The 25,023-nt window shown below is 57.6% G+C and carries 26 protein-coding genes; 17 read left to right on the forward strand and 9 right to left on the reverse strand.

All coding sequences use genetic code 11. The features are described from left to right. Positions 1-3: 3 nt before the first annotated feature. The 6 genes from G392_RS0110675 to G392_RS0110705 form a co-directional block, all read right to left on the reverse strand. Entirely contained in the window at positions 4-318 is a 315-nt protein-coding gene (locus tag G392_RS0110675) for an integration host factor subunit beta (protein WP_027010197.1), read from the reverse strand. Positions 319-334: 16 nt separating this feature from the next. Next, positions 335-2,008 (reverse strand): 30S ribosomal protein S1, encoded by a 1,674-nt coding sequence (gene rpsA / locus G392_RS0110680; RefSeq protein ID WP_027010198.1) that lies wholly within the window; start codon positions 2,006-2,008, stop codon positions 335-337. Positions 2,009-2,307: 299 nt separating this feature from the next. Further along, positions 2,308-2,979, reverse strand: a complete 672-nt coding sequence (cmk, locus tag G392_RS0110690; protein WP_156900927.1) for a (d)CMP kinase — start codon at positions 2,977-2,979, stop codon at positions 2,308-2,310. A gap of 10 nt (positions 2,980-2,989) precedes the next feature. After that, on the reverse strand, positions 2,990-3,853 hold the full coding sequence (gene rsgA, locus G392_RS0110695; protein ID WP_034335219.1) for a ribosome small subunit-dependent GTPase A: 864 nt from the start codon (positions 3,851-3,853) through the stop codon (positions 2,990-2,992). Between the two features lie 130 nt (positions 3,854-3,983). After that, positions 3,984-5,153, reverse strand: coding sequence for a lipopolysaccharide assembly protein LapB (gene lapB / locus G392_RS0110700; RefSeq protein ID WP_027010201.1), 1,170 nt, complete (start codon positions 5,151-5,153; stop codon positions 3,984-3,986). A gap of 66 nt (positions 5,154-5,219) precedes the next feature. After that, positions 5,220-5,531, reverse strand: a complete 312-nt coding sequence (locus G392_RS0110705) for a LapA family protein (protein WP_376986415.1) — start codon at positions 5,529-5,531, stop codon at positions 5,220-5,222. A 211-nt stretch (positions 5,532-5,742) separates the two neighbouring features. Between G392_RS0110705 and G392_RS0110710 the strand changes: the two genes are divergently transcribed. The 11 genes from G392_RS0110710 to G392_RS0110765 all read left to right on the forward strand — a co-directional run bounded on the left by G392_RS0110710 (position 5,743) and on the right by G392_RS0110765 (position 16,953). Next, complete coding sequence (locus tag G392_RS0110710) at positions 5,743-6,669, forward strand: branched-chain amino acid transaminase (protein WP_027010203.1); 927 nt, start codon at positions 5,743-5,745, stop codon at positions 6,667-6,669. An 86-nt stretch (positions 6,670-6,755) separates the two neighbouring features. Continuing rightward, positions 6,756-7,895 (forward strand): exodeoxyribonuclease VII large subunit, encoded by a 1,140-nt coding sequence (gene xseA, locus G392_RS12865; RefSeq protein WP_034335273.1) that lies wholly within the window; start codon positions 6,756-6,758, stop codon positions 7,893-7,895. Between the two features lie 470 nt (positions 7,896-8,365). Further along, positions 8,366-9,784: a sodium:proton antiporter gene (locus G392_RS0110720; RefSeq protein ID WP_027010204.1), complete on the forward strand. Its 1,419-nt coding sequence runs from the start codon at positions 8,366-8,368 to the stop codon at positions 9,782-9,784. 36 nt (positions 9,785-9,820) lie between these two features. Beyond that, on the forward strand, positions 9,821-10,180 hold the full coding sequence (locus G392_RS0110725; protein ID WP_051255706.1) for a hypothetical protein: 360 nt from the start codon (positions 9,821-9,823) through the stop codon (positions 10,178-10,180). 1 nt (position 10,181) lies between these two features. Beyond that, the gene (locus tag G392_RS0110730) at positions 10,182-10,877 is read left to right on the forward strand and encodes a 16S rRNA pseudouridine(516) synthase (RefSeq protein ID WP_027010206.1); all 696 of its coding nucleotides are present in this window, start codon (positions 10,182-10,184) and stop codon (positions 10,875-10,877) included. Positions 10,878-10,998: 121 nt separating this feature from the next. After that, positions 10,999-12,039, forward strand: a complete 1,041-nt coding sequence (locus tag G392_RS0110735) for a type IV pilus twitching motility protein PilT (RefSeq protein WP_027010207.1) — start codon at positions 10,999-11,001, stop codon at positions 12,037-12,039. A 169-nt stretch (positions 12,040-12,208) separates the two neighbouring features. Then, positions 12,209-13,378, forward strand: a complete 1,170-nt coding sequence (locus G392_RS0110740) for a PilT/PilU family type 4a pilus ATPase (RefSeq protein ID WP_376986879.1) — start codon at positions 12,209-12,211, stop codon at positions 13,376-13,378. A 95-nt stretch (positions 13,379-13,473) separates the two neighbouring features. Further along, positions 13,474-13,917, forward strand: coding sequence for a peroxiredoxin (locus G392_RS0110750; protein ID WP_027010209.1), 444 nt, complete (start codon positions 13,474-13,476; stop codon positions 13,915-13,917). Continuing rightward, a complete protein-coding gene (locus tag G392_RS0110755) occupies positions 13,914-15,071 on the forward strand; it encodes a 5-(carboxyamino)imidazole ribonucleotide synthase (RefSeq protein WP_027010210.1) in 1,158 nt (385 codons plus the stop codon). The genes G392_RS0110750 and G392_RS0110755 overlap by 4 nt, the downstream gene beginning before the upstream one ends. Then, complete coding sequence (gene waaF, locus G392_RS0110760; protein ID WP_027010211.1) at positions 15,068-16,078, forward strand: lipopolysaccharide heptosyltransferase II; 1,011 nt, start codon at positions 15,068-15,070, stop codon at positions 16,076-16,078. Before G392_RS0110755 ends, waaF begins: the two co-directional genes overlap by 4 nt. Then, positions 16,075-16,953, forward strand: a complete 879-nt coding sequence (locus G392_RS0110765) for a prephenate dehydrogenase (RefSeq protein WP_027010212.1) — start codon at positions 16,075-16,077, stop codon at positions 16,951-16,953. The genes waaF and G392_RS0110765 overlap by 4 nt, the downstream gene beginning before the upstream one ends. Here G392_RS0110765 and G392_RS0110770 read toward each other — a convergent pair. Together G392_RS0110770 and G392_RS0110775 are read right to left on the reverse strand one after the other, a co-directional pair. Beyond that, entirely contained in the window at positions 16,950-17,294 is a 345-nt protein-coding gene (locus G392_RS0110770; RefSeq protein ID WP_027010213.1) for a type II toxin-antitoxin system RelE/ParE family toxin, read from the reverse strand. The two genes, G392_RS0110765 and G392_RS0110770, sit on opposite strands and share 4 nt — an antisense overlap. A gap of 71 nt (positions 17,295-17,365) precedes the next feature. Next, a complete protein-coding gene (locus G392_RS0110775; RefSeq protein WP_027010214.1) occupies positions 17,366-18,823 on the reverse strand; it encodes a S41 family peptidase in 1,458 nt (485 codons plus the stop codon). A gap of 241 nt (positions 18,824-19,064) precedes the next feature. Between G392_RS0110775 and iscR the strand changes: the two genes are divergently transcribed. From iscR to G392_RS14325, 5 genes are all read left to right on the forward strand, one after another. After that, positions 19,065-19,511, forward strand: coding sequence for a Fe-S cluster assembly transcriptional regulator IscR (gene iscR, locus G392_RS0110780; RefSeq protein ID WP_027010215.1), 447 nt, complete (start codon positions 19,065-19,067; stop codon positions 19,509-19,511). Positions 19,512-19,525: 14 nt separating this feature from the next. After that, entirely contained in the window at positions 19,526-20,740 is a 1,215-nt protein-coding gene (locus tag G392_RS0110785; protein ID WP_027010216.1) for an IscS subfamily cysteine desulfurase, read from the forward strand. 193 nt (positions 20,741-20,933) lie between these two features. Then, the gene (gene iscU / locus G392_RS0110790) at positions 20,934-21,323 is read left to right on the forward strand and encodes a Fe-S cluster assembly scaffold IscU (protein ID WP_027010217.1); all 390 of its coding nucleotides are present in this window, start codon (positions 20,934-20,936) and stop codon (positions 21,321-21,323) included. Positions 21,324-21,390: 67 nt separating this feature from the next. Further along, positions 21,391-21,711 carry an iron-sulfur cluster assembly protein IscA gene (gene iscA, locus G392_RS0110795; RefSeq protein ID WP_027010218.1) on the forward strand — a complete coding sequence of 107 codons (321 nt, stop codon included), beginning with the start codon at positions 21,391-21,393 and terminating at the stop codon, positions 21,709-21,711. A gap of 65 nt (positions 21,712-21,776) precedes the next feature. Further along, the gene (locus G392_RS14325) at positions 21,777-22,538 is read left to right on the forward strand and encodes a LysM peptidoglycan-binding domain-containing M23 family metallopeptidase (RefSeq protein ID WP_281168344.1); all 762 of its coding nucleotides are present in this window, start codon (positions 21,777-21,779) and stop codon (positions 22,536-22,538) included. 15 nt (positions 22,539-22,553) lie between these two features. Here G392_RS14325 and xerD read toward each other — a convergent pair whose 3' ends face one another. Continuing rightward, positions 22,554-23,435 (reverse strand): site-specific tyrosine recombinase XerD, encoded by an 882-nt coding sequence (xerD, locus tag G392_RS0110805; RefSeq protein ID WP_027010219.1) that lies wholly within the window; start codon positions 23,433-23,435, stop codon positions 22,554-22,556. 225 nt (positions 23,436-23,660) lie between these two features. On the opposite strand from xerD, the gene pmbA reads away from it, so the two are divergent. Then, entirely contained in the window at positions 23,661-24,995 is a 1,335-nt protein-coding gene (gene pmbA, locus G392_RS0110810; RefSeq protein WP_027010220.1) for a metalloprotease PmbA, read from the forward strand. The last annotated feature ends 28 nt before the right edge of the window (positions 24,996-25,023 follow it).

Consider the following 25,023-nt stretch of genomic DNA (forward strand, 5'->3'; position numbering starts at 1 on the left):
GCCTTACGCCCCGCGTTTGGCGGCTTGGTCCACGCGCTCGCGCAGCTCCTTGCCCGGTTTGAAATGGGGAACGTACTTGGCAGGCACGTCCACCCGCTCGCCGGTTTTCGGATTGCGCCCGACACGCGCGGGACGGTGGTTCAGGTCGAAACTGCCGAAGCCGCGAATTTCAATGCGCTGACCGCGAGCCAGCGAACGCGTCATGGTGTCCACCAAAACTTTGACACTGTATTCGATGTCTTTGTTTTGCAGTTGGGCATTGCTGTTTTTTTGCATAAACAGGTCTGCCAAACGTGCCATCAGTTCGGATTTGGTCATAGCGTAACCTATTGATTTATTGTTTACCCAGAGAAGCTTTCAGCAAATCGCCCAAGCTGGTGGTGCCCGCATTGGCCGCCGAAGCCGCATTCACGGATTTGAGCGCATCGCGGTTGTCCTTCTCGTCTTTGGCTTTTACGGAAAGTTTGATGTTGCGGCTCTTACGGTCGATGGTGATAATCACCGCTTCAACCTCATCGCCTTCTTTGAGCTTGGTGCTCAAATCTTCCACGCGCTCGCTGTCAAACTCGGAAGCGGGCAGGTAGGCTTCCACTTCTTCCGCCAGCGTTACCACCGCGCCTTTGGCTTCAACGGATTTCACCGTGCCTTTCACCAAAGAACCTTTGTCGTTCACACTGATGAAGTTGCCGAAGGGGTCGCCCTCAAGCTGTTTGATGCCCAAAGAAATGCGTTCTTTTTCCACATCAATCGCCAACACAACGGCTTCCACTTCCTCGCCTTTTTTGTATTTGCGAACGGCTTCTTCGCCGCTTTCGCTCCAAGACAAATCAGACAGATGCACCAAGCCGTCAATATTGCCCGGCAAGCCGACAAACACGCCGAAATCGGTAATGGATTTCACCGCGCCTTTGATTTTGTCGCCTTTGTTGTAATTGGCTTCAAAATCCTGCCACGGATTGGCTTGGCATTGTTTCATGCCCAAGCTGATGCGGCGTTTGTCTTCATCGATGTCCAAAATCATCACTTCCACTTCATCGCCAAGCTGAACGACTTTGCTGGGGTGAACGTTTTTGTTGGTCCAATCCATTTCGGAAACGTGTACCAAACCTTCGATGCCTTGCTCGATTTCCACAAACGCACCGTAGTCGGTCAGGTTGGACACTTTACCGAACAAGCGCGTGCCTTGCGGATAGCGGCGCGCCAAGCCGTCCCACGGGTCTTCGCCCAGTTGTTTCAAGCCCAGAGAAACGCGTTGTTTGTCTTGGTCAAAGCGCAACACTTTGGCTTCCACTTCCTGACCCACTTCCAGCACTTCGCTGGGGTGTTTCACGCGGCGCCATGCCAAATCGGTAATGTGCAGCAGACCATCGATGCCGCCCAAGTCCACAAACGCGCCGTAGTCGGTGATGTTTTTGACGATGCCTTTGACGATGGTGTCTTCTTGCAGGTTTTCCAACAGGGCTTTGCGCTCTTCGCCCAGCGTTTCTTCCAAAACGGCGCGGCGGGAAACGACCACGTTGTTGCGTTTTTTGTCCAACTTGATAACTTTGAATTCAATTTCTTTGCCTTCAAAGTGGGAGGTGTCTTTGACGGGGCGGATGTCCACCAGCGAGCCGGGCAGGAAGGCGCGGATGCTGTTAATCATCACGGTGAGGCCGCCTTTGACCTTGCCGTTGATGAAGCCGGACAGGATTTCGCCGTCTTCCATCGCTTCTTCCAAGCGAATCCAGTCGGCGGCACGGCGGGCTTTGTCGCGCGAGAGTTTGGTTTCGCCGAAGCCGTTTTCTACCGATTCGATGGTTACGGTAACGAAGTCGCCGACTTTGACTTCCAATTCGCCTTGCGGGTTTTTGAATTCGTTGATGTCAATCAGCGATTCGGATTTGAGTGCGGCATTGACGATAACGAATTTATCGTTGATTTCAACAACTTCGGCGGTAATGATTTCGCCGTGGGTCATTTCTTGGGTGGCGGAATACTCTTCGAGCAACTGGGCAAAATTTTCCATGTGGTATTGCTTTCAATGCGCTGCCAAGGGGCGCGGGGCTGGGGGTTTGGAAAATGCCGCCGTCCTTGGCACGGGGGCATGGAAAGGGTGGGGCAGAATTGTTGTGAAAAAACAAAAGCAACTGCCGTTGCCAATCGGGAAGCCGGTGGTTTGTATAGGCACAAACATTTGAAAAAAATCGTTTCTTTTGATTTTCAGGCTGCCTGAAACGCTGCGAACGCGCATTATAGTACAAAATTGTTTTTTATCACAATTATTTTTTATTACGGGGCAGACGCTTACGGCGGAAGCGGGCGGATTTATGCGGTTGGCTCGGACAATTCTCGATACCAGTCAAGCACTTGTTTCACGGATTCGTCAATGCTCAAGTGCGAAGTGTCGAGCAGGCGGGCATCGGGCAGTTGGCGCAGGGGCGCGGCGGCGCGGCGGCGGTCGGCTTCGTCCCGCGCTTCAATGTCGGACAAAATCCTTTCAAATTCAATGCCCGTGCAAGGAATATGGAGCTGTTTGGCGCGGCGTTCGGCGCGGACGCGGGCATCGGCGGTAAGAAAAATTTTTAGTTCGGCATCGGGAAACACCACCGCGCCCATGTCGCGCCCGTCCGCCACCAAGCCCGCCACGCCGAGAAAATCGCGTTGGCGTTGCAGCAGGGCGGCGCGGACAGCAGGCAGGGCGGCTACGGCAGACGCGCCCATGCCAATGTTTTCGCTGCGGATTTGTTCGGAAACGTCCGCGCCCGCCAGCCAAACGCGGCTGCCTGAAAATTCGGCGGGCAGTTCGGCGGCGAGCGCGGCAACGGCGGCTTCGTCCGTCCATTCAACGCCTTGCTGTTGTGCGTGCAGGGCGGTAAGGCGGTAGAGTGCGCCCGAATCCAAGTAGGCGCGTCCGAGCGCGGCGGCGACACGGGCGGCGACCGTGCCTTTGCCGGAAGCGGACGGGCCGTCTATGGCGATGACTTTTTGCATGAACAATCCTTGTTTTTTAAGATAATTCTTCGGTAAGCTGTTGCAACAGCGCCAGCCGTTCCACGCGGACGTGTCCGTGTTCGGCAGCCGTTTTCAAGGCGCACGCGGGTTCGGCGCGGTGGCGGCAGTTGTGGAAGCGGCATTGCCCCAACAATGGGTGCATTTCGGGAAAATATTTCGGCAAATCAATGATGTCAAGGTGGTGCAAACCGAAGGCTTGCAGTCCGGGCGCGTCAATCAGCTTGGTTGCGCTGTCCAAATCATAGAGTTGGGCGTGGGTGGTGGTGTGCTTGCCGCTTGCGAGCGCGGCGGAAAGTTCGCCCGTGCGGGCGGCATGGCTGCCGAGCAGGGCGTTGGTGAGCGTGGATTTGCCCACGCCGCTTGCGCCGAGCAGGATATTGGTTTTGCCGTGCAAAAGCGGGCGCAACGTGTCGGCGCAATCGCGGGCGCAAACGGCGGCGAGCGCGTAACCGAGCGATTGGTAAAACGACAATCTTGCCAACCATGCGGCGGTTTGCGGCAAATCGGTTTTGTTGGCAACGATGAGCGCGGGCACGGCGGCGGCTTCGGCGGCAATCAGGGCGCGTTGCAGCAGGGCTTCGTTGGGTGCGGGCACGGCGGCGGTAACGATGACGATTTGCCCGACATTGGCGGCAATCAGCTTGCTTTTCCATGCGTCTTGGCGGTAGAGCAGGCTTTGGCGCGGCAACACGTTTTCAATCACGGCTTGGCTGTCGTTCAGCGCGGTGATGCGGACGAAATCGCCACAGGCATAATCGCTGCGTTTGCTGCGCGTTCGTGCGGTGTACACCGTGCCGGCATCGGTGCGGACGGTGTAATGGCGGCCGTAGGCGGCGGTGATTTGCGCGGTATCAGCCATCAGCTTTCCCATAATCAAAACGCACGCACAAAATATGGTCGGATTGTTCAGGTTGCCACAAGGCGGTTTCGCCTTCCCAAATAGGATTGTCCTGCCAATTTAAGGGGGAAAAATACGGGTGGGTCATGGCTTAAATCTCGATTTTATTGGGCGTAAACGTTTCCCATTTGTTGCAGGCGGGGCAGTGCCAGAAAAACACCTGCGATTTGAAATGGCAGTGGCGGCAACGGTACATCAGGGCTTTTTGCAGTTGCCGTCCGACAATGCCGCGCATCATGTCGGCATCGGCTTTCCATGCGGGATTCAAATCGCTGATTTGCAAGCCGAGCAAACGGTACACCCCCGCCAAATCGGGCTTGGCGCGTACCCGTTCCACCGCCGCCGCGTTCGCCGCGCCTTCGCCGTGCAGCAGCAGCGATTTTTCGTAAATCACGTTCACCAAATCCAATTGCGGAAAGGTTTGCGCGTAGCCCGTCAGCACCGCCAAGCCTTCTTCGGGCTTGCCCCACGCATCGTAGGCATCGTACAAACGTTCGCCAACCATGCCCAAGTAGGCATGGTTTTGTTTTTCAATCGCGGTGTAGGCGGCGACGGCGGCGGCGAAATCGCCGTGTTTTTGGGCGATGTCGCCGAGTATCATGTTGGCGCGGGTACATTTTTTGTTGGCGGCCAGAGCGGCGAGCGCGTGCGCGTGTGCTTGCGCGGTGTCGGAACGGAACAGCGCGGCTTGCGCCATTTCGCAATAAAACTGCGCGATTTCAAACTGATAAGTTTGCTCATCGTGTGCCAGTGCCTGCGCGGTGGCAACCGCCTTTTCCCAATCGCGGTCCTGCTGGTAAATATTGAGCAGCACCTCGCGGGCTTGTTTTGCCATATTGCCCTGCTGCAAATCCAGAAAAATCCGTTCCGCCCTGTCCACCAAGCCCGCACTTTGGTAGTCCAAGCCCAGCTCGTAGGCGACGCGGTCGCGGCGGTTGCCGATGTCGGGCGAATCAAGCAGGGCGCGGTGCAGGGCGATGGCTTTGTCGTTTTCGCCGCGCTGGCGGTAGAGCTTGCCCAAAGTCAGTGCCGGCTCGCAGGCGTTGTGCAACTGCTCCACCGCTTCTGCCAGTTGCCGCGCCGCTTTGCCCGTGTTGCGCTCCACCAGCGCGTCCAAGCCCGCGTAAACGCTTTCGGGGACGGTTTTGGCGTGTTTCAGCACGGTTTTCATGTCGATGCGTGCGGCAAACCAGCCCATGCCGAAAAACACGGGCAGCAGAATAATCGGCAGCAGAAGCTGCCACAGTTCCCAATCGCTCATGGCGTACGACTTTTTCTCAAACCCGTGCGGGGGCAAAACCGCATCGGGGGGTGGGGTTGGTGAAGTTTATTTTTGTGCGGCATCGGCGGGGGCGGGCGCTGCCAAATCGCTGGTGGTCAGCCGCGCCGTTTTTTCCACTTCGCGGCGCAAGCGGCTGTTTTCGCCGCGCAGGCGCAAAACGCGCCCGAACATGGCGAAAATGCCGAACACCGTGCCGACCACAAACAAGCCGAACATCACCACAATCAGGGGCAGCCGTACCGATTGGCCGGGCAGGTAGAAAAAGTCCACCGCGTTGGTGTTGGTGAGTGCCAGCACCAGCAGCAGCGCGAGAATCAGAAGTTTGACGATTAGGGAAATGATTTTCAAGATTTTCATGTTAAATTCCTTATTCCTTTCCGGTTTGAAACGCCGCGCTTGACGGCGGCGGGGCGGCGCACGCCCGCAAAAGGCGCAAGTGTAAACGATTTGGCGTGTTTTTGGTACGCCCCCGTGTGCACGCGCCGCCGTCTTGCCCGTTGAAACGCTTGTTTAATCGCCGCTTGCGGGTATAATCGCCGCTTTCCACAGACCCGATAAGGACACAGCCATGAACCCCGCAATGGACGACCGCGACGGCAAAATCTGGTACAACGGCGAACTGGTCGAATGGCGCGATGCCAAAACCCACGTACTCACCCACACCCTGCACTACGGCATGGGCGTGTTTGAAGGCGTCCGCGCCTACGCCACCGACAAAGGCGCGGCGGTATTCCGTCTGCACGACCACACCCGCCGCCTGTTCGACTCCGCCAAAATCGTCGGCATGAACATTCCGTTTACCCCCGAGCAAATCAATCAGGCGCATTTGGACGTGGTGAAAGCCAACGGCTTGAGCTCGTGCTACTTCCGCCCGATGGCGTTTTACGGGGCAAACAAATTGGGCATCGCCCCCAAAGCGGACGACGTGCAGGTGATTGTGGCGGCGTGGGCGTGGGGCGCGTATCTGGGCGAAGAAGGCATCACACACGGCATTCGTTGCAAAATCAGCAGCTTCACCCGCCACCACCCCAACATCACCATGATTAAGGCGAAAGCCAACGGCAACTACATGAATTCCATCATGGCAAACAGCGAAGCTCTGCGCGGCGGTTACGATGAAGCGATTTTGCTGGACGCGCAAGGCTATGTGGCGGAAGGCGCGGGAGAAAACATCTTTGTGGTGAAAAACGGCAAGCTGTACACCCCCGCGCTGGACGTGGCTTTGGACGGCATCACCCGCCGCACCGCGATTGCCATCGCCGCCGATTTGGGCATTGAGGTGATTGAAAAACGCATTACCCGCGATGAGCTGTACATTGCCGATGAGGTGTTTTTCACCGGCACGGCGGCGGAAATCACCCCCGTGCGCGAAATCGACGACCGCGCCATCGGCACCGGCACGCGTGGCGACATCACGGCACGGATTCAGGCGCGTTTCTTCGACATTGTGCAGGGGCGTGATGCGAAGTTCGCCGGTTGGCTGACCTATGCGTGATTGATGACGCGCCCTGCACAACCGCGCTGCCGCCCAAACGGCGGGGCGCGGTTTTTGTTTGGCGTTGGGAAAAGGAAAGGCGTGTGATGACGGAATGGTTTGCACCGGCGGCGGTGGGCGTGTCGGATTTGAACGGCATGGCGGACGAACTGCTGGCAGAGGCTTTGACGGGCATATGGGTGGCGGGGGAGGTTGCCAATCTGACCCGTGCGGCGAGCGGGCATTGGTATTTTGTGTTGAAAGACGCGGCGGCGCAGGTGCGTTGCACCTTGTTCAAGCACGCGGCGGCGGCTTTGGGCGGGCTGATGCTGCGCGAGGGCGACCATGTGGAAGTGTGTGGCAAAATCGGGCTGTATCGGGCGCGGGGCGAGTTTCAAATCAATGTGGCGCAGGTGCGGCGGGTGGGCTTGGGGACGCTGTATGCACGTTATGAAGCCCTGAAGCGGCGTTTGCAGCAGGAAGGGCTGTTTGCATCGGAACGCAAACGCGCCGTGCCGCAGGGGGTGCGGACGGTGGGGGTGGTCAGCAGTTTGGCGGCGGCGGCGCTGCGCGATGTGTTGGCTACCCTGCGGCGGCGCGCGCCCGATGTGGCGGTGGTGGTGTATCCCGCGCCCGTGCAGGGGCGCGGCAGCGCAACGGCATTGGCGCAAGCCGTGCAAACCGCATCGCAACGGGCGGAAGTGGATGTGTTGCTGCTGTGTCGCGGCGGCGGCGGTTTGGAAGATTTGTGGGCGTTTAACGAAGAAGTGTTGGTGCGGGCGGTGGCGGCGAGCGCGGTGCTCGTTATTTGCGGGGTCGGACACGAAACCGATGTTACGCTGGCGGACTTTGCTGCCGACGTCCGCGCCGCCACACCGACTGCGGCGGCGGAATTGGCGGTGGCCGACACCGCCGTGCGCCGGCACGACTTGCAGCACCGCCGCCTGCTGTTGCGCCAACTCATGCGCGAGCGGTACCGCGATGCCGCATACGCCGTGCGCCGCCGCGCCGATGCCCTGCGCCGTCCCGACCTGCACGGCAAACGCCAAGCCCTTGCCCTGCGGCGCACATTGTTGGCAAGCCTGTCGCCGTACCGTGCGCCGCCGCAGGGCTGCGTGTGGGTGCGCGACGCACACGGCAGGGCGGTGCCTGACCCGTTCGTTTTGCGCGAAGGGCAGCATTTGTTCCTGCATTGGGCGCAAGGCAGGGCGCAAGTGGCGGTGCTTGCGCCTTCGGAAACGGATTAAGGCGTGTCATCAATTGACCGAAAAAACACCGCGCCGTCATTCCCACGCTGGCGGGAATCCAAGTCGAAGCACCAGAAACCTTGATAGAACATTGCCCGCAGGTCATCGGGCAGTGGATTCCCGCCTGCGCGGGAATGACCGCCGTTTTTATGCTTCTTTGATTGCCAATGTAAGAATTTAAATGATGATTCGCTATAGTGTGCTGTTTTTTATAGAAATAATCTGAAAAGCACCGTTGGCGCGTGCAGGAAACAGGGGCAAAAAATCCCCGTTTCGCTGGTAAAACGGGCAAACTTTGCTTAAAATCAAACATTATCCCCATCGGGCTGCGCTTCAGGGGCGCGTTGTTATTTGCGGGTCGGATTCCTGACGGCGCGGGCAGAAACCCGCACCGGCAACGCACCCGATAATGACGCATCATCGTGCGGCACCGGTAAACTGCAACACCATTTTCGATTAAGGAGACACCGATGCGCCTGAAAGCCGCTCTACTTTCCCTGCTCCTGCTGCCCGCACCCGCCATGGCGGCGGGCATGGACGGTGCCAACCTCAGCCTGCTGTGGGGCATTCCCTTTGCCCTGATTTTGCTGTCGATTGCCACAGGCCCCCTGTTTTTCTCGCACACATGGCACCACCATTTCGGCAAAATCACCGCCATGTGGACATTATTGTTTTTAATTCCGTTTACGCTGGTGTTCGGTTTTTCCGAAAGCGTGCATGTGGTGGCGCATGCCTTGGTGGCGGAGTACATTCCGTTTATCCTGCTGCTGTGGGCGCTGTACACCATTTCCGGCGGGATTTTGGTGTGGGGCAACCTGCACGGCAGTCCCAAGCTCAACACCGCCATTCTCGCCATCGGCACGATGCTCGCCTCCATCATGGGCACGACGGGCGCGGCGATGCTGCTGATTCGCCCGATTCTCAAAGCCAACGACAACCGCAAACACCGTGTCCACGTGGTGGTGTTTTTCATCTTTTTGGTGGCGAACATCGGCGGCGGACTCACCCCGCTCGGCGACCCGCCCCTGTTTTTGGGCTTTTTGAAAGGCGTGGACTTCATGTGGACGGTCAAGCACATGATGGTGCCGGTACTCATCAGCAGCGCCGTGTTGCTCACCGCCTTTTACTTTCTCGACCGCCACTACTTCAAGCAGGAAGACGAAATCCTGCCCAAAGACCCCAGCCCCGACGACCGTTTGCGCCTGTACGGCAAATGGAACTTCCTGCTCTTGGGCGGCGTGATTGGCGCGGTGCTGCTGTCGGGCATGTGGAAACCCGAGCACCCCGGCATCGACGTATTGGGCACGCCCTATCTGCTGCCCAATCTGGTGCGCGATGTGATTTTGGTGGTGCTGGCAGTGGTGTCGCTGAAAATCACCCCCGCGCAGGTGCGTGCCGGCAACGAATTTAATTGGGAGCCGATTGCCGAAGTGGGCAAGCTGTTTTTGGGCATTTTCATCACCATCGCCCCCGTATTGGCGGTATTGCAGGCGGGCAGCAAAGGCGCGTTGGCAGGGCTGATTTCGATGGTGCACAACAGCGCGGGCGAACCCGTCAACACCATGTATTTTTGGATGACGGGCATTTTGTCGGCATTTTTGGACAACGCCCCGACTTATCTGGTGTTTTTCAATATGGCGGGCGGCGATGCGGTAACGCTGATGCGCGGCGAGCTGTTCCACACCCTGTTGGCGATTTCGATGGGTTCGGTGTTTATGGGCGCATTGAGCTACATCGGTAACGCGCCGAACTTTATGGTGAAGGCGATTGCCGAGCAGCGCAAAGTGCCGATGCCCAGCTTTTTCGGCTATATGGCGTGGTCGTTCGGCATTTTGGTGCCTTTGTTTGTCGTGCATACGCTGATTTTCTTTGTGTTTGAATGGTTTTAATATGGTAAGGCACAGTTTTTGAAAGGAAACAATACAATGATGAAAAAAGGTCTTTTGCTGGCGGTATTGGCGGCGGGCGCGGCACAGGCTTCGGCTGCCGCCGCGTGCGACAAGCTGGTCGGCGACGGCATGACCCTGACTGCCTACACCGCCCAGTGCGCCGCTTTCGGCGATGAGGCGCGTTACCGCCGTTTTGTCAAAGCATCGGCAAACAACTTCGGGCAAATCGGCAAGCAAAATTGCCAAGAAGCCACCGCCAAAGGCAAAGACGGCTTGCCGCACCCCGCTTCGCGCATTTTGGGCAAGGCGGGAACGGAGCGCGGCACGGACGTGCTTGAGTTTTGCGTTGCCCACCGCCGTCAAGCCGAGCAACTGCTTCAAGAATACGGCGGTTGAGTTGAATCTGCTCAAATTTTTGCAGGCGCAGGGCTTCGGCAGCCGCAAGGCCTGCCGTTGGCTGCTGCGCGGCGGCTTGGTGTGCGTAAACGGCGAAATGTGCCGGGACGAAACGGCAGACGCGTCCGCCGTGCGCGAACTGGCGATAGACGGCGAAACGCAATGGCTGATTCCGCAACCGTTTTTCTATCTGCTGATGAACAAGCCCGCAGGGTATGAAGTGTCGCAGCGTCCGCGTGATTACCCGAGCGTGTTTGCCCTGCTGCCCGAGCGTGTGCGGGCGGTGGGCGTGCAGGCGGTGGGGCGTTTGGACGCCGACACCACAGGCGTGCTGCTGTTTACCAACGACGGCGCGTTCAACCACCGCATGACTTCGCCCAAGCAGCACGTTGCCAAGCATTATCGGGCAACGCTCAAACACCCCGCCGCGCCGGATTTGTGCGCCAATCTGGTACGGGGCGTGCTGCTGCACGACGATGAGGAAACCGTGTCTGCCCGCAGCGCGGAAACGGCAGACGCGCACACGCTGAAGCTGTGCATCACGCAGGGGCGTTACCATCAGGTCAAGCGCATGGTGGCGGCGGCGGGCAACCGTGTGGCGGCGCTGCACCGCGAGCGTTTCCATATTTGGGACGCGCAGGGGCTGGCGGCGGGGCAGTGGCGTTTTGTCGCGCCCGAAAACGGCACGGACGGGTGAGATTTGTCTGAATCCGGCACTATTTTTGTCAAATTCGCGGATAAAGTCTTACCAAAAAACTCAAATTTCTTTACAATAGCGGCTAACTTCAACCCGAACAGCACAAGCCTGACACTTCATTATGCAAATTACCGATCTTCTTGCATTCGGCGTGAAAAATAAAGCGTCCGACTTGCACCTTTCCGCCGGCCTGCCGCCGATGATTCGCGTTCACGGCGACATCCGCCGCATCAACTTGCCCGAAATGTCGTCCGAAGATGTCGGCAACATGATTAGCTCGGTGATGAACGACCAGCAGCGCAAATCGTATCAGCAGAATTTGGAAACCGACTTTTCGTTCGAGCTGCCCAATGTGGCGCGTTTCCGTGTCAATGCCTTCAACACCAATCGCGGGCCTGCCGCCGTGTTCCGTACCATTCCCAGCAAGGTTTTGACGCTGGAAGAACTCAAAGCCCCGCGCGTGTTCCAAAAAATCGCCGACACCCCGCGTGGTCTGGTGCTGGTAACCGGCCCGACCGGTTCGGGCAAATCCACCACTTTGGCGGCGATGATTGACTATGTCAACCAAAACCACCCCGGTCACATTCTCACCATCGAAGACCCGATTGAGTTCGTCCACCAAAGCAAAAAATCGCTGGTGAACCAGCGCGAACTGCACGAACACACCCACAGCTTCGCCAATGCTTTGAAATCCGCCCTGCGCGAAGACCCCGACATCATTTTGGTGGGCGAGATGCGCGACCCCGAAACCATCGGCTTGGCACTGACCGCCGCCGAAACCGGCCACTTGGTGTTCGGCACGCTGCACACCACTTCCGCCGCCAAAACCGTTGACCGGATTATCGACGTGTTCCCCGCCGGCGAAAAAGAAATGGTACGCTCCATGCTTTCCGAATCGCTGCGGGCGGTGATTGCGCAAACGCTGATGAAAACCAAAGACGGCAACGGCCGCGTGGCCGCGCACGAAATTCTGATTTCCACCGCCGCCGTGCGCAACCTGATTCGCGAAAACAAAATCGCCCAGCTCGGCTCGGTGCTGCAAACCGGTCAGAACTTCGGCATGCAAACGCTCGACCAATGCCTGCAGGATTTGGTGCGGCGCGGCGTGATTTCTTTGGAAGCCGCACGCTCCAAAGCCGCCAACCCCGATATGATTTCCTAATTTTTGATTAAGATATTGAACTATGGCACAGCAAAACGAACAACCGCAAGATTTGACCGCACTGCTTTCCGGCTTGGTAAGCGACTACAAGTCCAACCACCCCGAAATGGCGGCCAAAGAGCGTGCGCAGGCGCGTTTGGCCGCGAGCGAATCGGTTTCACGGCGGGAGATGCCGACTGTGGCGGCAGGCGACCCCGCATTGGCACTGCGCACGCCCGCATTGCATCCTTTGCTGGAAAAAATGGCCGCCGAGTGCGAAAAACGTTCCGCGTCCGACATTTTCATCAGTGCCGGCTTTCCGCCTTCGTTCAAAATCAACGGCGAGCTGACCCCTGTGCCGCTCAAAGTGCTGACCGCCATCGACACCCAAGCGCTGGTGTATTCCACCATGACCCCCGAGCAGCGCATCAAATTCGACAAAGAGCTCGAACTGAACTACTCGGTGCAATCTGCCGAAGGCATCCGTTTCCGCGTCAATGCCTACCACGAACAAGGGCGCGTGGGCATGGTGTGGCGGCGCATCACCACCAAAATCCTGACAGTGGACGAATTGAAATTGCCGCAAGGATTGAAAGACTTGGCGATGCAACCACGCGGTTTGCTGGTGCTGGCGGGCGCGACCGGCTCGGGCAAATCCACCTCCATGGCGGCGATGCTCGACTGGCGCAACAAAAACGCCGCAGGACATATCGTTACCATCGAAGACCCCGTAGAATACCTGCACAAACCGATTAAAAGCATCTTCACCCAGCGCGAACTGGGCGCGGACACCAACAGTTGGTCGATGGCGGTACAATCGGCGATGCGCCAAGCGCCCGATGTCGTCTGCGTGGGCGAGGTGCGTAACGAACACACCATGGAATACGCGCTGCAACTGGCGCAAACCGGACACTTGTGCATTTTCACCGTCCACGCCAACAACGCCGTGCAAACCATTGAACGGATTTTGAACTTTTACCCCGAAGAGCGCCATCAGCAGGTGTTGATGGATTTGGCATTGAACACGGTGGGCATCATCGGGCAGCGTTTGGCGCGTTTGAAAGAGGGCGGGCGTACCGCGATTGTGGACTTGCTGATTAACACGCCTGCCATGCAAGACCATATTTTCAAAGGAGAATTGATGGAATGCATGGCGCTGATGGCGCGTGCCGAAGGCGACGGCATGCAAACCTTCGACCAAGACCTGTTCCGCCTGTACACCCAAGATTTGATTACCTATGACGAAGCCCTGCGCCAAGCGGAATCGGTGAACGATTTGCGCCTGAAAATCAAGCTGTGGGAAGAAGGTCAGGCAAGCACGCACATTTTCGACCGCGTGAACGATTTGGATTTGATTTAAACATTGTCTTTGTCAGGCACAGCCGCAAAACCGTTTTTTGTTTTGCGGCTGAAATTTTTGTTTTGCATGACAAAATTTTTAATGGAAACAAAAACATGGCTTACCATTTTGTGTTGCCGTCTTCATCGGGCGGCGAATTTGACAGCGCGGCGCATCTGCCGCTCGTGCTGTATTTTTATCCGAAAGACCACACCGCCGGTTGCACCACCGAAGGCTTGGAATTCAATGCCTTGCTGCCCGAATTCGCCACGTTGGGCTATACGGTGGCGGGGATTTCGCGCGACAGCGTGAAAACACATCAGAATTTTTGTGCCAAACAGGGCTTTGCCTTTGAATTGTTGAGCGATGCCGATGAAACGGTATGCCGCCTGTTTGACGTGATAAAGCTGAAAAAACTTTACGGCAAAGAAAGTTACGGTATTGAGCGCAGCACTTTTGTGCTGGACGCGCAAGGGCAAATCGCGGGCGAATGGCGCAAAGTGAAAGCGGCGGGACACGCGCAGCAAGTATTGGATTTTGTAAAGGAATTGGCGAAATGACGCAGCAGGCTTTACCGATTTTGCCGCCCGCGATGCTCGGCATTTTAGGCGGCGGGCAACTGGGCAGCATGTTTACCGTTGCCGCAAAAACAATGGGTTACGGCGTTACCGTGCTCGACCCCGACCCGCACGCGCCCGCCGCCCGTTTTGCCGACCGCCATTTGTGCGCGGCGTTTGACGATGACAAGGCGTTGGCGGAATTGGAAAAATGCGCGGCGGTAACCACCGAATTTGAAAATGTGAACGCGGCGGCAATGCGCGAATTGGCGCGGCACACGCGCGTGTCGCCGAGCGGCGATTGTGTGGCGGTGGCGCAAAACCGCATCACCGAAAAAGCGCGGATGCGGGCGGCGGGTTTGCAAACGGTTGAATATCGGGAAATTTTGTCGGCAGACGATGTGGACGAAAGCTGCGCCGCGCTGCTGCCCGCGATTGTGAAAACCGCCACTTTGGGCTATGACGGCAAAGGGCAAATCCGCGTGAAAACCTTGGACGAAGCCCGCGCCGCGTTTGCCGGATTGGGCGGTGTGCCGTGCGTGTTGGAGCAGATGGCGGATTTGCGCGGGGAAATTTCGGTGATTGTCTGCCGCTTGGACGCGCAACACGCCGCCGCCTACGATGCGGCGGAAAACCATCATGAAAACGGCATCTTGGCGTATTCGGTCGTTCCTGCGCGGCTGCCTGAAAACGTGCAGCAACAGGCGCGGCAAACGGCTTTGCATTTGGCGGAGGCTTTGGATTATGTGGGCGTGCTGGCGGTGGAAATGTTTGTGGTCGGCGATGACAAACGATTGTTGGTAAACGAGATTGCACCGCGCCCGCACAATAGCGGGCATCACACCATTGATGCCTGCGCCGCCAGCCAGTTTCAGCAGCAGGTGCGGCTGATGTGCGGACTGCCGCCCGCCGACACGCGCCTGCATTCGCCCTGCTGCATGGCGAATATTTTGGGCGACGTGTGGGGCGCGGACGGGGCGCAACCGTGTTGGACGGCGGTGCTGGACGAAGCGGCGGCGCATTTGCACCTGTACGGCAAAAAACAGGCGCGGGCGGGGCGCAAAATGGGGCATTTTACCGTATTGGCGGACGATGCCGATGCCGCGTTTGAAGCGGCGCGGGCGATGCGCGGGAAATTACCGTTTCACACACCATGAGCGAAAAAATCCTGATTATCGCCCCGTCTTGGATTGGCGACTGCATCATGAGCCAGCCGCTTTTGCGCCGTTTGCACGAACTGCGCGGCGGCTGCACGATTGACGTGTTTGCGCCCGCGTGGTCGCAAGCCGTATTTGCGCGAATGCCCGAAGTATCTGAAATCATAGATAATCCATTCGGACACGGCGCATTGCGGCTGCGCGAACGGCTGCGCGTGGGGCGCGGACTGGGGCGGTGCGGCTACACGCAGGTGATTGTGCTGCCCGGTTCGCTGAAATCCGCGCTGATTGCGGCGGCAACGGGCATTCGGCAGCGCACGGGTTATGTGGGCGAACAGCGTTATTTTTTTCTGAACGACATCAGAAAGTTGGACAAAAACGTGCTGCCCTTGATGGTGGACAGATACACGGCGTTGGCGCACGATGCGGGCGCGGCGTTTCACGGTTCGGGCGATGCGCCGCGTTTGCGGATTGATGCGGACAGCCAAGCGCAAGCCTTGACAAGTCTTGGTTTGAACAGGGAAAAACCCGTTTTGGCATTGTGCGCGGGCGCGGAATACGGCGCGGCGAAACGTTGGCCGCCGCGCCATTTTGCGGCGGTGGCGCGGCATTTTTCGCAGAAAGGTTGGGCGGTGTGGCTGTTTGGCTCGGCGAAAGATGCGCCGGTTTCGCAGCAAATCAATGAATTGTCGGGAAATATTTGCGCGGATTTGTGCGGTAAAACCACCTTGGCGCAAGCGGCAGATTTGCTGGCTTGCGCGGATGCGGCGGTGTGCAACGATAGCGGTTTGATGCACTTGGCGGCGGCGGCGGGCTGCCGCGTGGTGGCGGTGTACGGTTCCAGCAGCCCGCAGCACACGCCGCCTTTGGGTGAAAATGCGGCGGTGGCGGGTTTGAATTTGCCGTGCAGCCCCTGTTTCAAACGCGAATGTCCGCTCGGACATTTGGACTGTTTGGAAAAATTGCTGCCGGAACACATTATTCAACTGTTGGAGCGGCAAAGGTGAACGTTTCAAGCTGCCTGAACAAAATCGTGTTGGTGGGCGTGGGCTTGATTGGCGGCTCGCTGGTGCTGGACTTGAAACGGCTGGGCAAAGTGGCACAGGTGGTGGGCGTGGACGTGGACGGCGACAATCTGCAACGCGCTTTGGAACGCGGCGTGATTGACACCGCGCAGCCGCTTGATGCCGCCGCTTTGGACGGCGCGGATTGGGTATTGCTGGCGGTACCGGTGGCGGCGATGCCCGCCGTCTGCCGCACGCTCGCGCCTCTGCTGCCGCCCGAAACCGTTGTCAGCGATGTCGGCAGCACCAAACGTTCCGCGCTGGCGGCGTTCCGCGAATGTCTGCCGCGACATTTTCCGCGCTGTGTGGCGGCGCACCCGATTGCCGGTTCGGACAGAAGCGGCGCGTTGGCGGCGCAATTCGGGCTGTATCGCGGCAAGAAAGTGATTGTTTGTCCGCACGAAAATCAAGACGCGGGCTGCCTGAACGCGGTGGCAACGCTGTGGCGGGCGGCGGGCGCGGAAATCTGGCAGATGTCGGCGGAAGAACACGATGCCGTGTTTGCCGCCGTGTCGCACCTGCCGCATTTGTTGGCGTTTTCCTATGTGCATCAACTGCTTGACCACCCGCAGGGCACACACTATCTGCAATTTGCCGGAAGCGGTTTCCGCGATTTCAGCCGCATCGCCGCCAGCCACCCGCAGATGTGGGCGGACATCGCGCTGGAAAACTGCGATGCGCTGCTGGCGTTGTTAAATCAGCAGCAACAACAGCTTAACCATCTGCAAAATTGTTTGCAAACCGGCAACCGCGCCGCTTTGCTGCGTTATTTTGCCGAAGCGCGGGCGGTGCGGGAGAATTGGCAAGACAGTGCCTAAATACGGATAATCCGGCGTTTTGCCAAATATTTTAACCGCCGCTTGATTAAATCTACATCGGGCTTGGGCGTGCGTTGGCTTTTTTTCTGAAAGGCATGCAGCACATAAATGGTTTGCCGAGCCGTAACATAAGCCACACGGTAGATGTTGTTTTGATATTGAATGCGCATTTCCACCACACCGTTGCCTATGGTGTGCGACATGGGAACGAAATCGAGCGGCATTTGTCCTTTGCCGATGCGGGTGAAATTCTGTTGGATTTGCGCCTGCACTTCGGCGGGAAATGCCGAAATGCATTTTTGCGTATTGCTTAAAAATTCAACCGTTTCATTTGTTTCCATGTTTGCTTTTGCCGTATGAAAAATCCGCATCCGCCCTGAAATGGGGCAGATGCGGATAATTTCAACAATGTTTATTCATCATCGGATTTTTTCTTTTTCGGTACGGGCTTTTTCGCCGCCAAGCCCAGTGATTTTTGCCATTGTGCCGGATTTTTCAGCAATTCAATCGCTTTACGCAGTTGGTCGTCTTTTTCCGGATTGGGCTTGCGGCGCGAAGACAAATCTTCATCGTCTTTGTCTTTTTTGTTTTTGTCATCGGCTTTGCCGTTGTCGGTGGCGCTGCCGATGCTGCTTTTCACTTCATCGTTGCCCAAGGGGTTGCCGATGTGCCCCTGCAAATCGGCTTCGCGGCTTTCAAACGTGCGGTTTTTGTCTGCCACTTCCACATCGGGAACAATGCCTGTTGCCTGAATGGAACGGTCGTTGGGGGTGTAGTAGAGCGCGGTGGTGATTTTGACCGCGCCGCCGTTGGAAAGCGGAATCACCGATTGTACCGAGCCCTTGCCGAAGCTGCGTGTGCCGACAATCACCGCACGTTTGTGGTCTTGCAGGGCGCCCGCCACAATTTCTGATGCCGATGCCGAGCCGGAGTTAATCAACACCGTTACCGGCATATTTTTGATTTCGCTTGGCAATCCTGACAAAGGGTCGCTGCCCGGACGCAAAATATAATCTTCGGGCATGGCTTTGAGCAGCATGCCGGCTTTGTTGTCGCGCCCTTTGGTGCTGACCACCGTGTCGCCGTTTTTCAAAAACACCGCCGACACGCCCACCGCGCCGTTGAGCAGCCCGCCGGGGTCGTCGCGCAAATCCACCACCATGCCCTTGAGCGGTGCGCCGTTTTCTTTGGTGAGTGCCGCCACCGCTTCGGCAACGGCAGGCACGGTGCGTTCTTGAAACTGGCTGATGCGGATGTAGCCGTAACCCGACTCAAGCAGATGGTGGCGCACGCTTTTTACTTTGATGATGGCGCGGGTGAGGTGTACCACAATCGGTTTGGCATTGTCTTTGCGCGAAAGGGTAAGGGTGATTTTGGTGCCCGGTTTGCCGCGCATTTTTTTCACCGCATCGGTGGTGCTCATGCCGCGTGTGGATTCGTTTTCGATTTTAACGATGAAATCGCCGCTGCGGATGCCCGCACGCTCGGCGGGCGTATCTTCAATCGGGGCGATGACTTTAATCAAGCCGTCTTCCGCGCCGATTTCCATGCCCAAGCCGCCAAATTCGCCCGATGTGCTTTCCTGAAGCTCGGCATAGCCTTTTTTGTTCATGTATTCCGAATGCGGGTCCAAGCCCGCCACCATGCCTTTCATGGCGTTTTCCAGCAGCTTTTCATCGGTCTCGGCATTGACGTAGTTCGCCTTGATTTGACCGTACACCTCCGCCATCGTCCGCAGCGACTGAATCGGCAGACCTTCGGATTTGGGCTCGGCGGCAAAACCCTGTACCGCCACGCTTAAGGCGATGCCGCTCAGTGCGCCGAGTGAATACAGGGTGATTTTTTTGAGTGTATTGTGTTTTTGGGGCATGGTTTTCTCTTTGGCTGACGTTTGTCGCGACAAAAGCCGTAAGGTTAGGCGATTTTGTGCAAATAGAAAAGGGGCAAAGCGGAAAATTTGTGCAAAACCGTGCTGCGGGGGCGTGTTGCGCGGCGTAATTGTCTCAATAATGCCCATAGCCGCGTTGCATCAAGTCTGCGCGATACTTGACTGATTTAGTCGGATATTGCACAATCCGCCCGCATTACGAAACCACGCCCCCCGCCACGCCATGCGCCTGACCACCAAAGGCCGTTTTGCCGTAACCGCCATGCTGGATTTGGCGATGCACGCGCAACAACACGCCGTCAAGCTCAACACCATCAGCCAAAGACGGCAAATTTCCCTGTCGTATTTGGAACAGCTTTTCGCCAAACTGCGCCGTGCCGGTTTGGTGGAAAGCGTGCGCGGGCCGGGCGGCGGCTATGTGTTGGCACGGTCTGCCGATGAAATCAACATCGCCCAGATTATCCGCGCCGCCGAAGATTGCTTGGACGCCACCTTGTGCGGCGGACGCGCCAACTGCCAGTCGGGGAACGCCTGCCTTACCCACCAGCTTTGGGAAAACCTCAACCGCACCATAGACGACTACTTGAGCGGCATCACGCTCGCCAACCTGTTGGCACAACAAAACACGCAGGACGCACAGCCCGTCCGCCACATTACCCATATACACTAAAGCGAGAACACGCCATGACCATCAAAACCCCCATTTATCTGGACTACGCCGCCACCACCCCCGTTGACCCGCGCGTGGCGGAAAAAATGATTCCCTATCTGACCGAACACTTCGGCAACCCCGCGTCCAACAGCCACAGCTTCGGCTGGACGGCGGAAGAAGCGGTAGAAAACGCCCGCGCCGAAATCGCCGCCCTGCTGAACGCCGATGCCAAAGAAATCGTGTTCACTTCCGGCGCGACCGAGTCCAACAACCTTGCCATCAAAGGCGCGGCGCAGTTTTACAAAACCAAAGGCAAACACCTGATTACCGTCAAAACCGAACACAAAGCCGTGTTGGACACCATGCGCGAGTTGGAACGCCAAGGTTTTGAAGTAACGTATTTGGGCGTGAAAGAAAACGGTTTGCTGGACTTGGACGAACTGAAAGCGGCGATTCGTCCCGACACCATTTTGATTTCGGTGATGTGGGTGAACAACGAAATCGGCGTGATTCAGGACATTCCCGCCATCGGCGAAATCTGCCGCGAACGCAAAATCATTTTCCATGTGGACGCGGTTCAGGCAGCCGGCAAAACCCCGATTGACGTGGAAGCGGCGAAAGTGGATTTGCTATCCGTATCGTCCCACAAAATTTACGGGCCCAAAGGCATCGGTGCGCTGTATGTGCGCCGCAAACCGCGCGTGCGCCTTGAAGCGCAAATGCACGGCGGCGGACACGAACGCGGTTTCCGTAGCGGCACCTTGCCCACGCATCAAATTGTCGGCATGGGCGAGGCTTTCCGTTTGGCGCGTTTGGAACTGGAACAAGACCGCGCCCACGCGTTCAAATTGCGCGATATTTTCCTGAAAGGCATTGAAGGCATTGAAGAAGTGTACATCAACGGCGACTTGGAACAGCGCGTACCGACCAATTTGAACGTGAGCTTCAACTATGTGGAGGGCGAAAGCCTGATTATGGCAGTGAAAGAATTGGCGGTTTCAAGCGGTTCGGCGTGTACTTCCGCCAGCCTTGAACCCAGCTATGTGCTGCGGGCGTTGGGGCGCAATGACGAATTGGCGCACAGTTCGCTGCGCGTTACTTTCGGGCGCATGACCACCGAAGAAGAAGTTGCCTATGCCGCCGAACTCATCAAATCCAAAATCGGCAAACTGCGCGATTTGTCGCCCTTGTGGGAGATGTTTAAGGACGGGATTGATTTGAGCAAAGTGGAGTGGGTGGAACACTAAACTTTTTCAGGCTGCCTGAAAAATGTGTAGGTTGGGTTGAAGCGCAAGCGTAAACCCAATTGGATTGTTGGAAATCAGGTTGGGTTTCCACTTTGTTCCAACCCAACCTACCATAATTGTACAAACACGTTATCTTTTCAGGCAGCCTGAAACTCTTTTTACAACCTAATTTTAAAACACAAGGAAACACATTATGGCTTACAGCGATAAAGTTATCGACCACTACGAAAACCCCCGCAATGTCGGCTCGTTCAACAAAGACGACAGCGATGTCGGTACCGGCATGGTCGGCGCACCCGCCTGCGGCGACGTGATGAAGCTGCAAATCAAAGTCAACGATGCGGGCATCATCGAAGACGCGAAATTCAAAACCTACGGCTGCGGCTCGGCGATTGCCTCCTCATCGCTGATTACCGAAATGGTCAAAGGCAAAAGTTTGGACGAAGCCCTGTCCATCAAAAACGCCGACATCGCGGCGGAATTGGAACTGCCGCCCGTAAAAGTACACTGCTCCATCTTGGCGGAAGACGCGGTGAAAGCGGCGATTGCCGATTACCGTCAAAAACAGGGCGCGGCGGCTTAATTGTTTGATTTGGGCGCGGTTGTGTTGCAGGCAGCCGCGTTTTCGTTTTTATTCAGGAGTTTGAACCATGATTACGCTAACCGAAAAAGCCGCCGACCACATCCGCAATTTTCTCGCCAAACGCGGCAAAGGCGAAGGCATCCGTTTGGGCGTGAAAACAAGCGGTTGTTCGGGCATGGCTTACCAGCTTGAATTTGTGGACGATGTTGCGCCCGAAGACCAAGTGTTTGAAGATTTCGGCGTGAAAATTTTTGTTGACCCGAAAAGCTTGGTGTATCTGGACGGCACGCGCTTGGATTATGTGAAAGAAGGTTTGCAGGAAGGTTTTAAGTTTGACAACCCGAATGTGAAAGACGAATGCGGCTGCGGCGAAAGCTTTCATGTGTGAGCCGGCCGCTTGCTTGGCGGCGCGGCAGGGTATAATGGCATTTTGTTTTTGGAATGTTTGACCGTATGTCTGTTGTAACTGTTTGCCGTGCCGTGTCTTGGACGGCGCTGTTGTGTTTGGCAGCTTGTGCCGCGCCGTCTGAAACCACCGTTCACGTTTGCCGCAATATCGCCACGGGGCAGTATTGCGTGCAAAGCGGCGACTCGCTCAGCCGCATCGCCCAGCGTTTTCAAACCGATGTGCCGCGTTTGAAAGCGCTCAACGGCTTGAAAAGTGATGTGATTCGCCCCGGGCAGGTGCTGACGGTGTCGCGTCCGCAGCCGCAGTCTGCGGGCAAAGCGGGCAAAACCGCCGTTTCCGCCGCGCCGCGTTCGGGCGCACCGTCCGCACCGGCGGCAGTGGGCGGCACGGTGCTGCAATGGCCGTTGCGCGGGACGGTGGTCGTGCCGTACGGTTCGTACAACAAGGGCATCGACATTGCCGCGCCGCGCGGTACGTTGGTGCATGCGGCGGCAGACGGTACGGTGATGTATTCGGGCAGCAGCGTGGCAGGTTACGGCAAGCTGCTGCTGGTACGCCACAGCGACAGCATGGTAACGGCGTATGCGAACAATGACAATCTGCTGGTGCCCGAAGGTGCGAAGGTGAAAGCGGGGCAGATTGTGGCATCGGTGGGCGACAGCGACCGCAACGACGGGCGCACCGCGCTGCATTTTGAGGTGCGGGTAAACGGCAAACACGTCAATCCGAATCTGTACCTGCCCTCACCGCGCCACAGCACGGACGCCAACGCGCAGGGGCGCGGACGAGATTGGCACAGTCGCTGAAGTGTGCGGCACGCCCTATCCGCCGCGCGGGTGGTGGGCGGCAACGATGTGTTTGAGCCGTTCGTCGGCAACGTGGGTGTAGATTTGGGTGGTGCTGATGTCGGCGTGTCCGAGCAGCATTTGCACGGTACGCAAATCCGCGCCGTGTTTGACCAGATGGGTGGCAAAGGCGTGGCGCAATCCGTGCGGCGACAGGCGGCGGATGCCCGCCTGTTGTGCGTATTGTCGGACAATCATCCATGCAAGCTGGCGGCTGATGCCGCTTTTTTTTTGTCCGACAAACAGCGCATCGCAACGGTGCTGCCCCAAAATGCGCCCGCGCGCGTGTTGCAGGTATTGTTCGAGCCAATGCGCGGCTTCTTCGCCCAAAGGCACGATGCGCTGCTTGTCGCCTTTGCCCACCGTATTGACCATGCCTTGACGCAGATTGATTTCATCGGTACGCAGTTTGACCGCTTCGCTGACGCGCAAGCCTGTGGCGTACAGGGTTTCGAGCAGGGCTTTGTCGCGCAGCCCGAGCGGGTCGGTAAGGTCGGGGGCATCGAGCAGGGCATCGATTTGGGCTTCGGTGATGATGGCGGGCAGGGTGTGGGCGGTTTTGGCGGCGGTGAGGTGGCGGGTGGGGTTGTCGCTGCGGCTGCCGTTTTCTTCGAGCCAGCCGTAGAGCCGTTTGCAGGCGGAAAGGGCGCGGTTTTGCGAACGGGGCTGTTCGTTTGGGCAGTAAACGGCGGCGGCGATGTCGGTGGTGTCGGCGTTGGCAAAGTCGCGCCCTTGTGCCGCCAAGCGGGCGGCGATTTTGTGCAAATCGCGGCGGTAGGCTTCCAAAGTGTTGTGGGCAAGGCGTTGTTGCAGCCACAAATGTTCCAACAGGCGTTCGATGAGGTCGTTTGCGTTCATCAAAATTTCTTTTCGGTTTGAAACCCCGCCGTTTGCGGCGGTAAAACAGTTTTTTATTCGGGTGGGGTGTAAGCCCGTCCGAATCGGGGCAAGGCATGGGGCTGTGCTTTGTGTGTGGCTCTGTGCGTTGAAACCAACAGGGCGGCGGATTGTAACATCTTTAGTCGGGGCGCACCCGCATCACGGTATAATCGCCGCTTTGTATTTTTCCGAAAGCCTTTTTCCATGCTTTTCCAACACAGCTCCGACCAATTGCGCGATTTGGCGGCACAAGCCCTTGATTTGGCAAAACGCTTCGGCGCAACGGCAGCAGAAGCCAATTTGAGCGAGTCGGTCGGGCAGAATGTGCAGGTGCGTTTGCAACAGCTTGAGCAGATTGAGCATTGCGAAGACAAGTCGCTGGACGTTACCGTGTATGCCGGTTGCCGCAAGGGCTGTGCCAGCACCGCCGATTTGTCGCCCGCCGCCATCGAAAGCACCGTCCGCGCCGCGCTGGACATCGCCCGTTATACCGCCGAAGACGATTGTGCGGGTTTGGCAGATGCCGGGCAAATGGCAAGCGATTGTTTTGATTTGGACCAATACCACCCGTGGACTTTGGACGGCGCGGCGGCGGCAGCATTGGCGCAACAGTGCGAAGCGGCGGCGTTGGCGCACGACAAGCGCGTGGTCAATTCCGAAGGTGCAACGGTGCAGACCGGACATTTTCATTACGTGTACGGCAACAGCCACGGCTTTTTGCAATACCGGCGCGGCACGCGGCACAGCCTGTCGTGCAGCGTGGTGGCGGCGGACGGCAACGGCAATATGGAGCGCGATTATTGGTACGAAACCGGCTGCGCCGCCGAAGACTTGGGCGATGCCGCGCACATCGGGCGCACGGCGGCACAACGGGCGGCGGCACGTTTGGGCGCGCGCAGCGTGGCAACGGGAAACTATCCCGTATTGTTCGACCGCACCGTGTCGCCCACATTGGTCGGACACCTTGCCGGTGCCTTGAGCGGCGGCGCACTCTACCGCAAAAACAGCTTTTTGTGCGACAGCTTGGGCAAACAAATTCTGCCCGAATATTTGAGCCTGCGCGAAGAACCGCACCTGCCGCGCCGCTTGGGCAGCACCTGCTTCGATGCCGAAGGCGTGGCAACACGCCCGCGTTTCGTGATTGAAAACGGCGTGGTGCGCGGCTACTTTCTCGGCAGCTACAGCGCCCGCAAACTGGGCATGACCACCACCGGCAACGCCGGCGGCGCACACAACCTGCACCTGAACGCCACCTGCGCCCATCAAAGCGACCTGTTGCAACAAATGGGGTGCGGGCTGCTGATTACCGAACTGATGGGGCAGGGTGCCAACCTGCTCACCGGCGACTACTCACGCGGTGCGGCGGGCTTTTGGGTGGAAAACGGCGAAATCGCCCACCCCGTAAGCGGCATCACCATTGCCGGACGGCTGCCCGACATGCTGATGAACATCACCGCCGCCGCCGATGACGCCCTGCGCCGCACATCAGGCAAAACCGGCTCGCTGCTGATTTCGGAAATGACCGTGGCGGGCGCGTAAAAATTACTGTACCCAATGGAATATGGAT

This window comes from Conchiformibius kuhniae DSM 17694 (assembly GCF_000428785.1).
Classification (GTDB): Bacteria; Pseudomonadota; Gammaproteobacteria; order Burkholderiales; family Neisseriaceae; genus Conchiformibius; species Conchiformibius kuhniae.

What these genes read in the sequence shown, in the direction of transcription:
- xerD (WP_027010219.1), bottom strand. Translation starts at nt 23,435, where the DNA reads ATGAACGCAAACGACCTCATCGAACGCCTGTTGGAACATTTGTGGCTG.
- G392_RS0110720 (WP_027010204.1), top strand. Translation starts at nt 8,366, where the DNA reads ATGCGCCTGAAAGCCGCTCTACTTTCCCTGCTCCTGCTGCCCGCACCC.
- iscU (WP_027010217.1), top strand. Translation starts at nt 20,934, where the DNA reads ATGGCTTACAGCGATAAAGTTATCGACCACTACGAAAACCCCCGCAAT.
- G392_RS0110705 (WP_376986415.1), bottom strand. Translation starts at nt 5,531, where the DNA reads ATGAAAATCTTGAAAATCATTTCCCTAATCGTCAAACTTCTGATTCTC.
- rpsA (WP_027010198.1), bottom strand. Translation starts at nt 2,008, where the DNA reads ATGGAAAATTTTGCCCAGTTGCTCGAAGAGTATTCCGCCACCCAAGAA.
- G392_RS0110770 (WP_027010213.1), bottom strand. Translation starts at nt 17,294, where the DNA reads ATGGAAACAAATGAAACGGTTGAATTTTTAAGCAATACGCAAAAATGC.
- xseA (WP_034335273.1), top strand. Translation starts at nt 6,756, where the DNA reads ATGACGGAATGGTTTGCACCGGCGGCGGTGGGCGTGTCGGATTTGAAC.
- G392_RS0110750 (WP_027010209.1), top strand. Translation starts at nt 13,474, where the DNA reads ATGGCTTACCATTTTGTGTTGCCGTCTTCATCGGGCGGCGAATTTGAC.
- G392_RS0110710 (WP_027010203.1), top strand. Translation starts at nt 5,743, where the DNA reads ATGAACCCCGCAATGGACGACCGCGACGGCAAAATCTGGTACAACGGC.
- G392_RS0110775 (WP_027010214.1), bottom strand. Translation starts at nt 18,823, where the DNA reads ATGCCCCAAAAACACAATACACTCAAAAAAATCACCCTGTATTCACTC.
- G392_RS0110675 (WP_027010197.1), bottom strand. Translation starts at nt 318, where the DNA reads ATGACCAAATCCGAACTGATGGCACGTTTGGCAGACCTGTTTATGCAA.
- waaF (WP_027010211.1), top strand. Translation starts at nt 15,068, where the DNA reads ATGAGCGAAAAAATCCTGATTATCGCCCCGTCTTGGATTGGCGACTGC.
- G392_RS0110785 (WP_027010216.1), top strand. Translation starts at nt 19,526, where the DNA reads ATGACCATCAAAACCCCCATTTATCTGGACTACGCCGCCACCACCCCC.
- iscA (WP_027010218.1), top strand. Translation starts at nt 21,391, where the DNA reads ATGATTACGCTAACCGAAAAAGCCGCCGACCACATCCGCAATTTTCTC.
- iscR (WP_027010215.1), top strand. Translation starts at nt 19,065, where the DNA reads ATGCGCCTGACCACCAAAGGCCGTTTTGCCGTAACCGCCATGCTGGAT.
- lapB (WP_027010201.1), bottom strand. Translation starts at nt 5,153, where the DNA reads ATGAGCGATTGGGAACTGTGGCAGCTTCTGCTGCCGATTATTCTGCTG.
- G392_RS0110740 (WP_376986879.1), top strand. Translation starts at nt 12,209, where the DNA reads ATGCCGACTGTGGCGGCAGGCGACCCCGCATTGGCACTGCGCACGCCC.
- G392_RS0110755 (WP_027010210.1), top strand. Translation starts at nt 13,914, where the DNA reads ATGACGCAGCAGGCTTTACCGATTTTGCCGCCCGCGATGCTCGGCATT.
- pmbA (WP_027010220.1), top strand. Translation starts at nt 23,661, where the DNA reads ATGCTTTTCCAACACAGCTCCGACCAATTGCGCGATTTGGCGGCACAA.
- rsgA (WP_034335219.1), bottom strand. Translation starts at nt 3,853, where the DNA reads ATGGCTGATACCGCGCAAATCACCGCCGCCTACGGCCGCCATTACACC.
- G392_RS0110735 (WP_027010207.1), top strand. Translation starts at nt 10,999, where the DNA reads ATGCAAATTACCGATCTTCTTGCATTCGGCGTGAAAAATAAAGCGTCC.
- G392_RS14325 (WP_281168344.1), top strand. Translation starts at nt 21,777, where the DNA reads ATGTCTGTTGTAACTGTTTGCCGTGCCGTGTCTTGGACGGCGCTGTTG.
- G392_RS0110725 (WP_051255706.1), top strand. Translation starts at nt 9,821, where the DNA reads ATGATGAAAAAAGGTCTTTTGCTGGCGGTATTGGCGGCGGGCGCGGCA.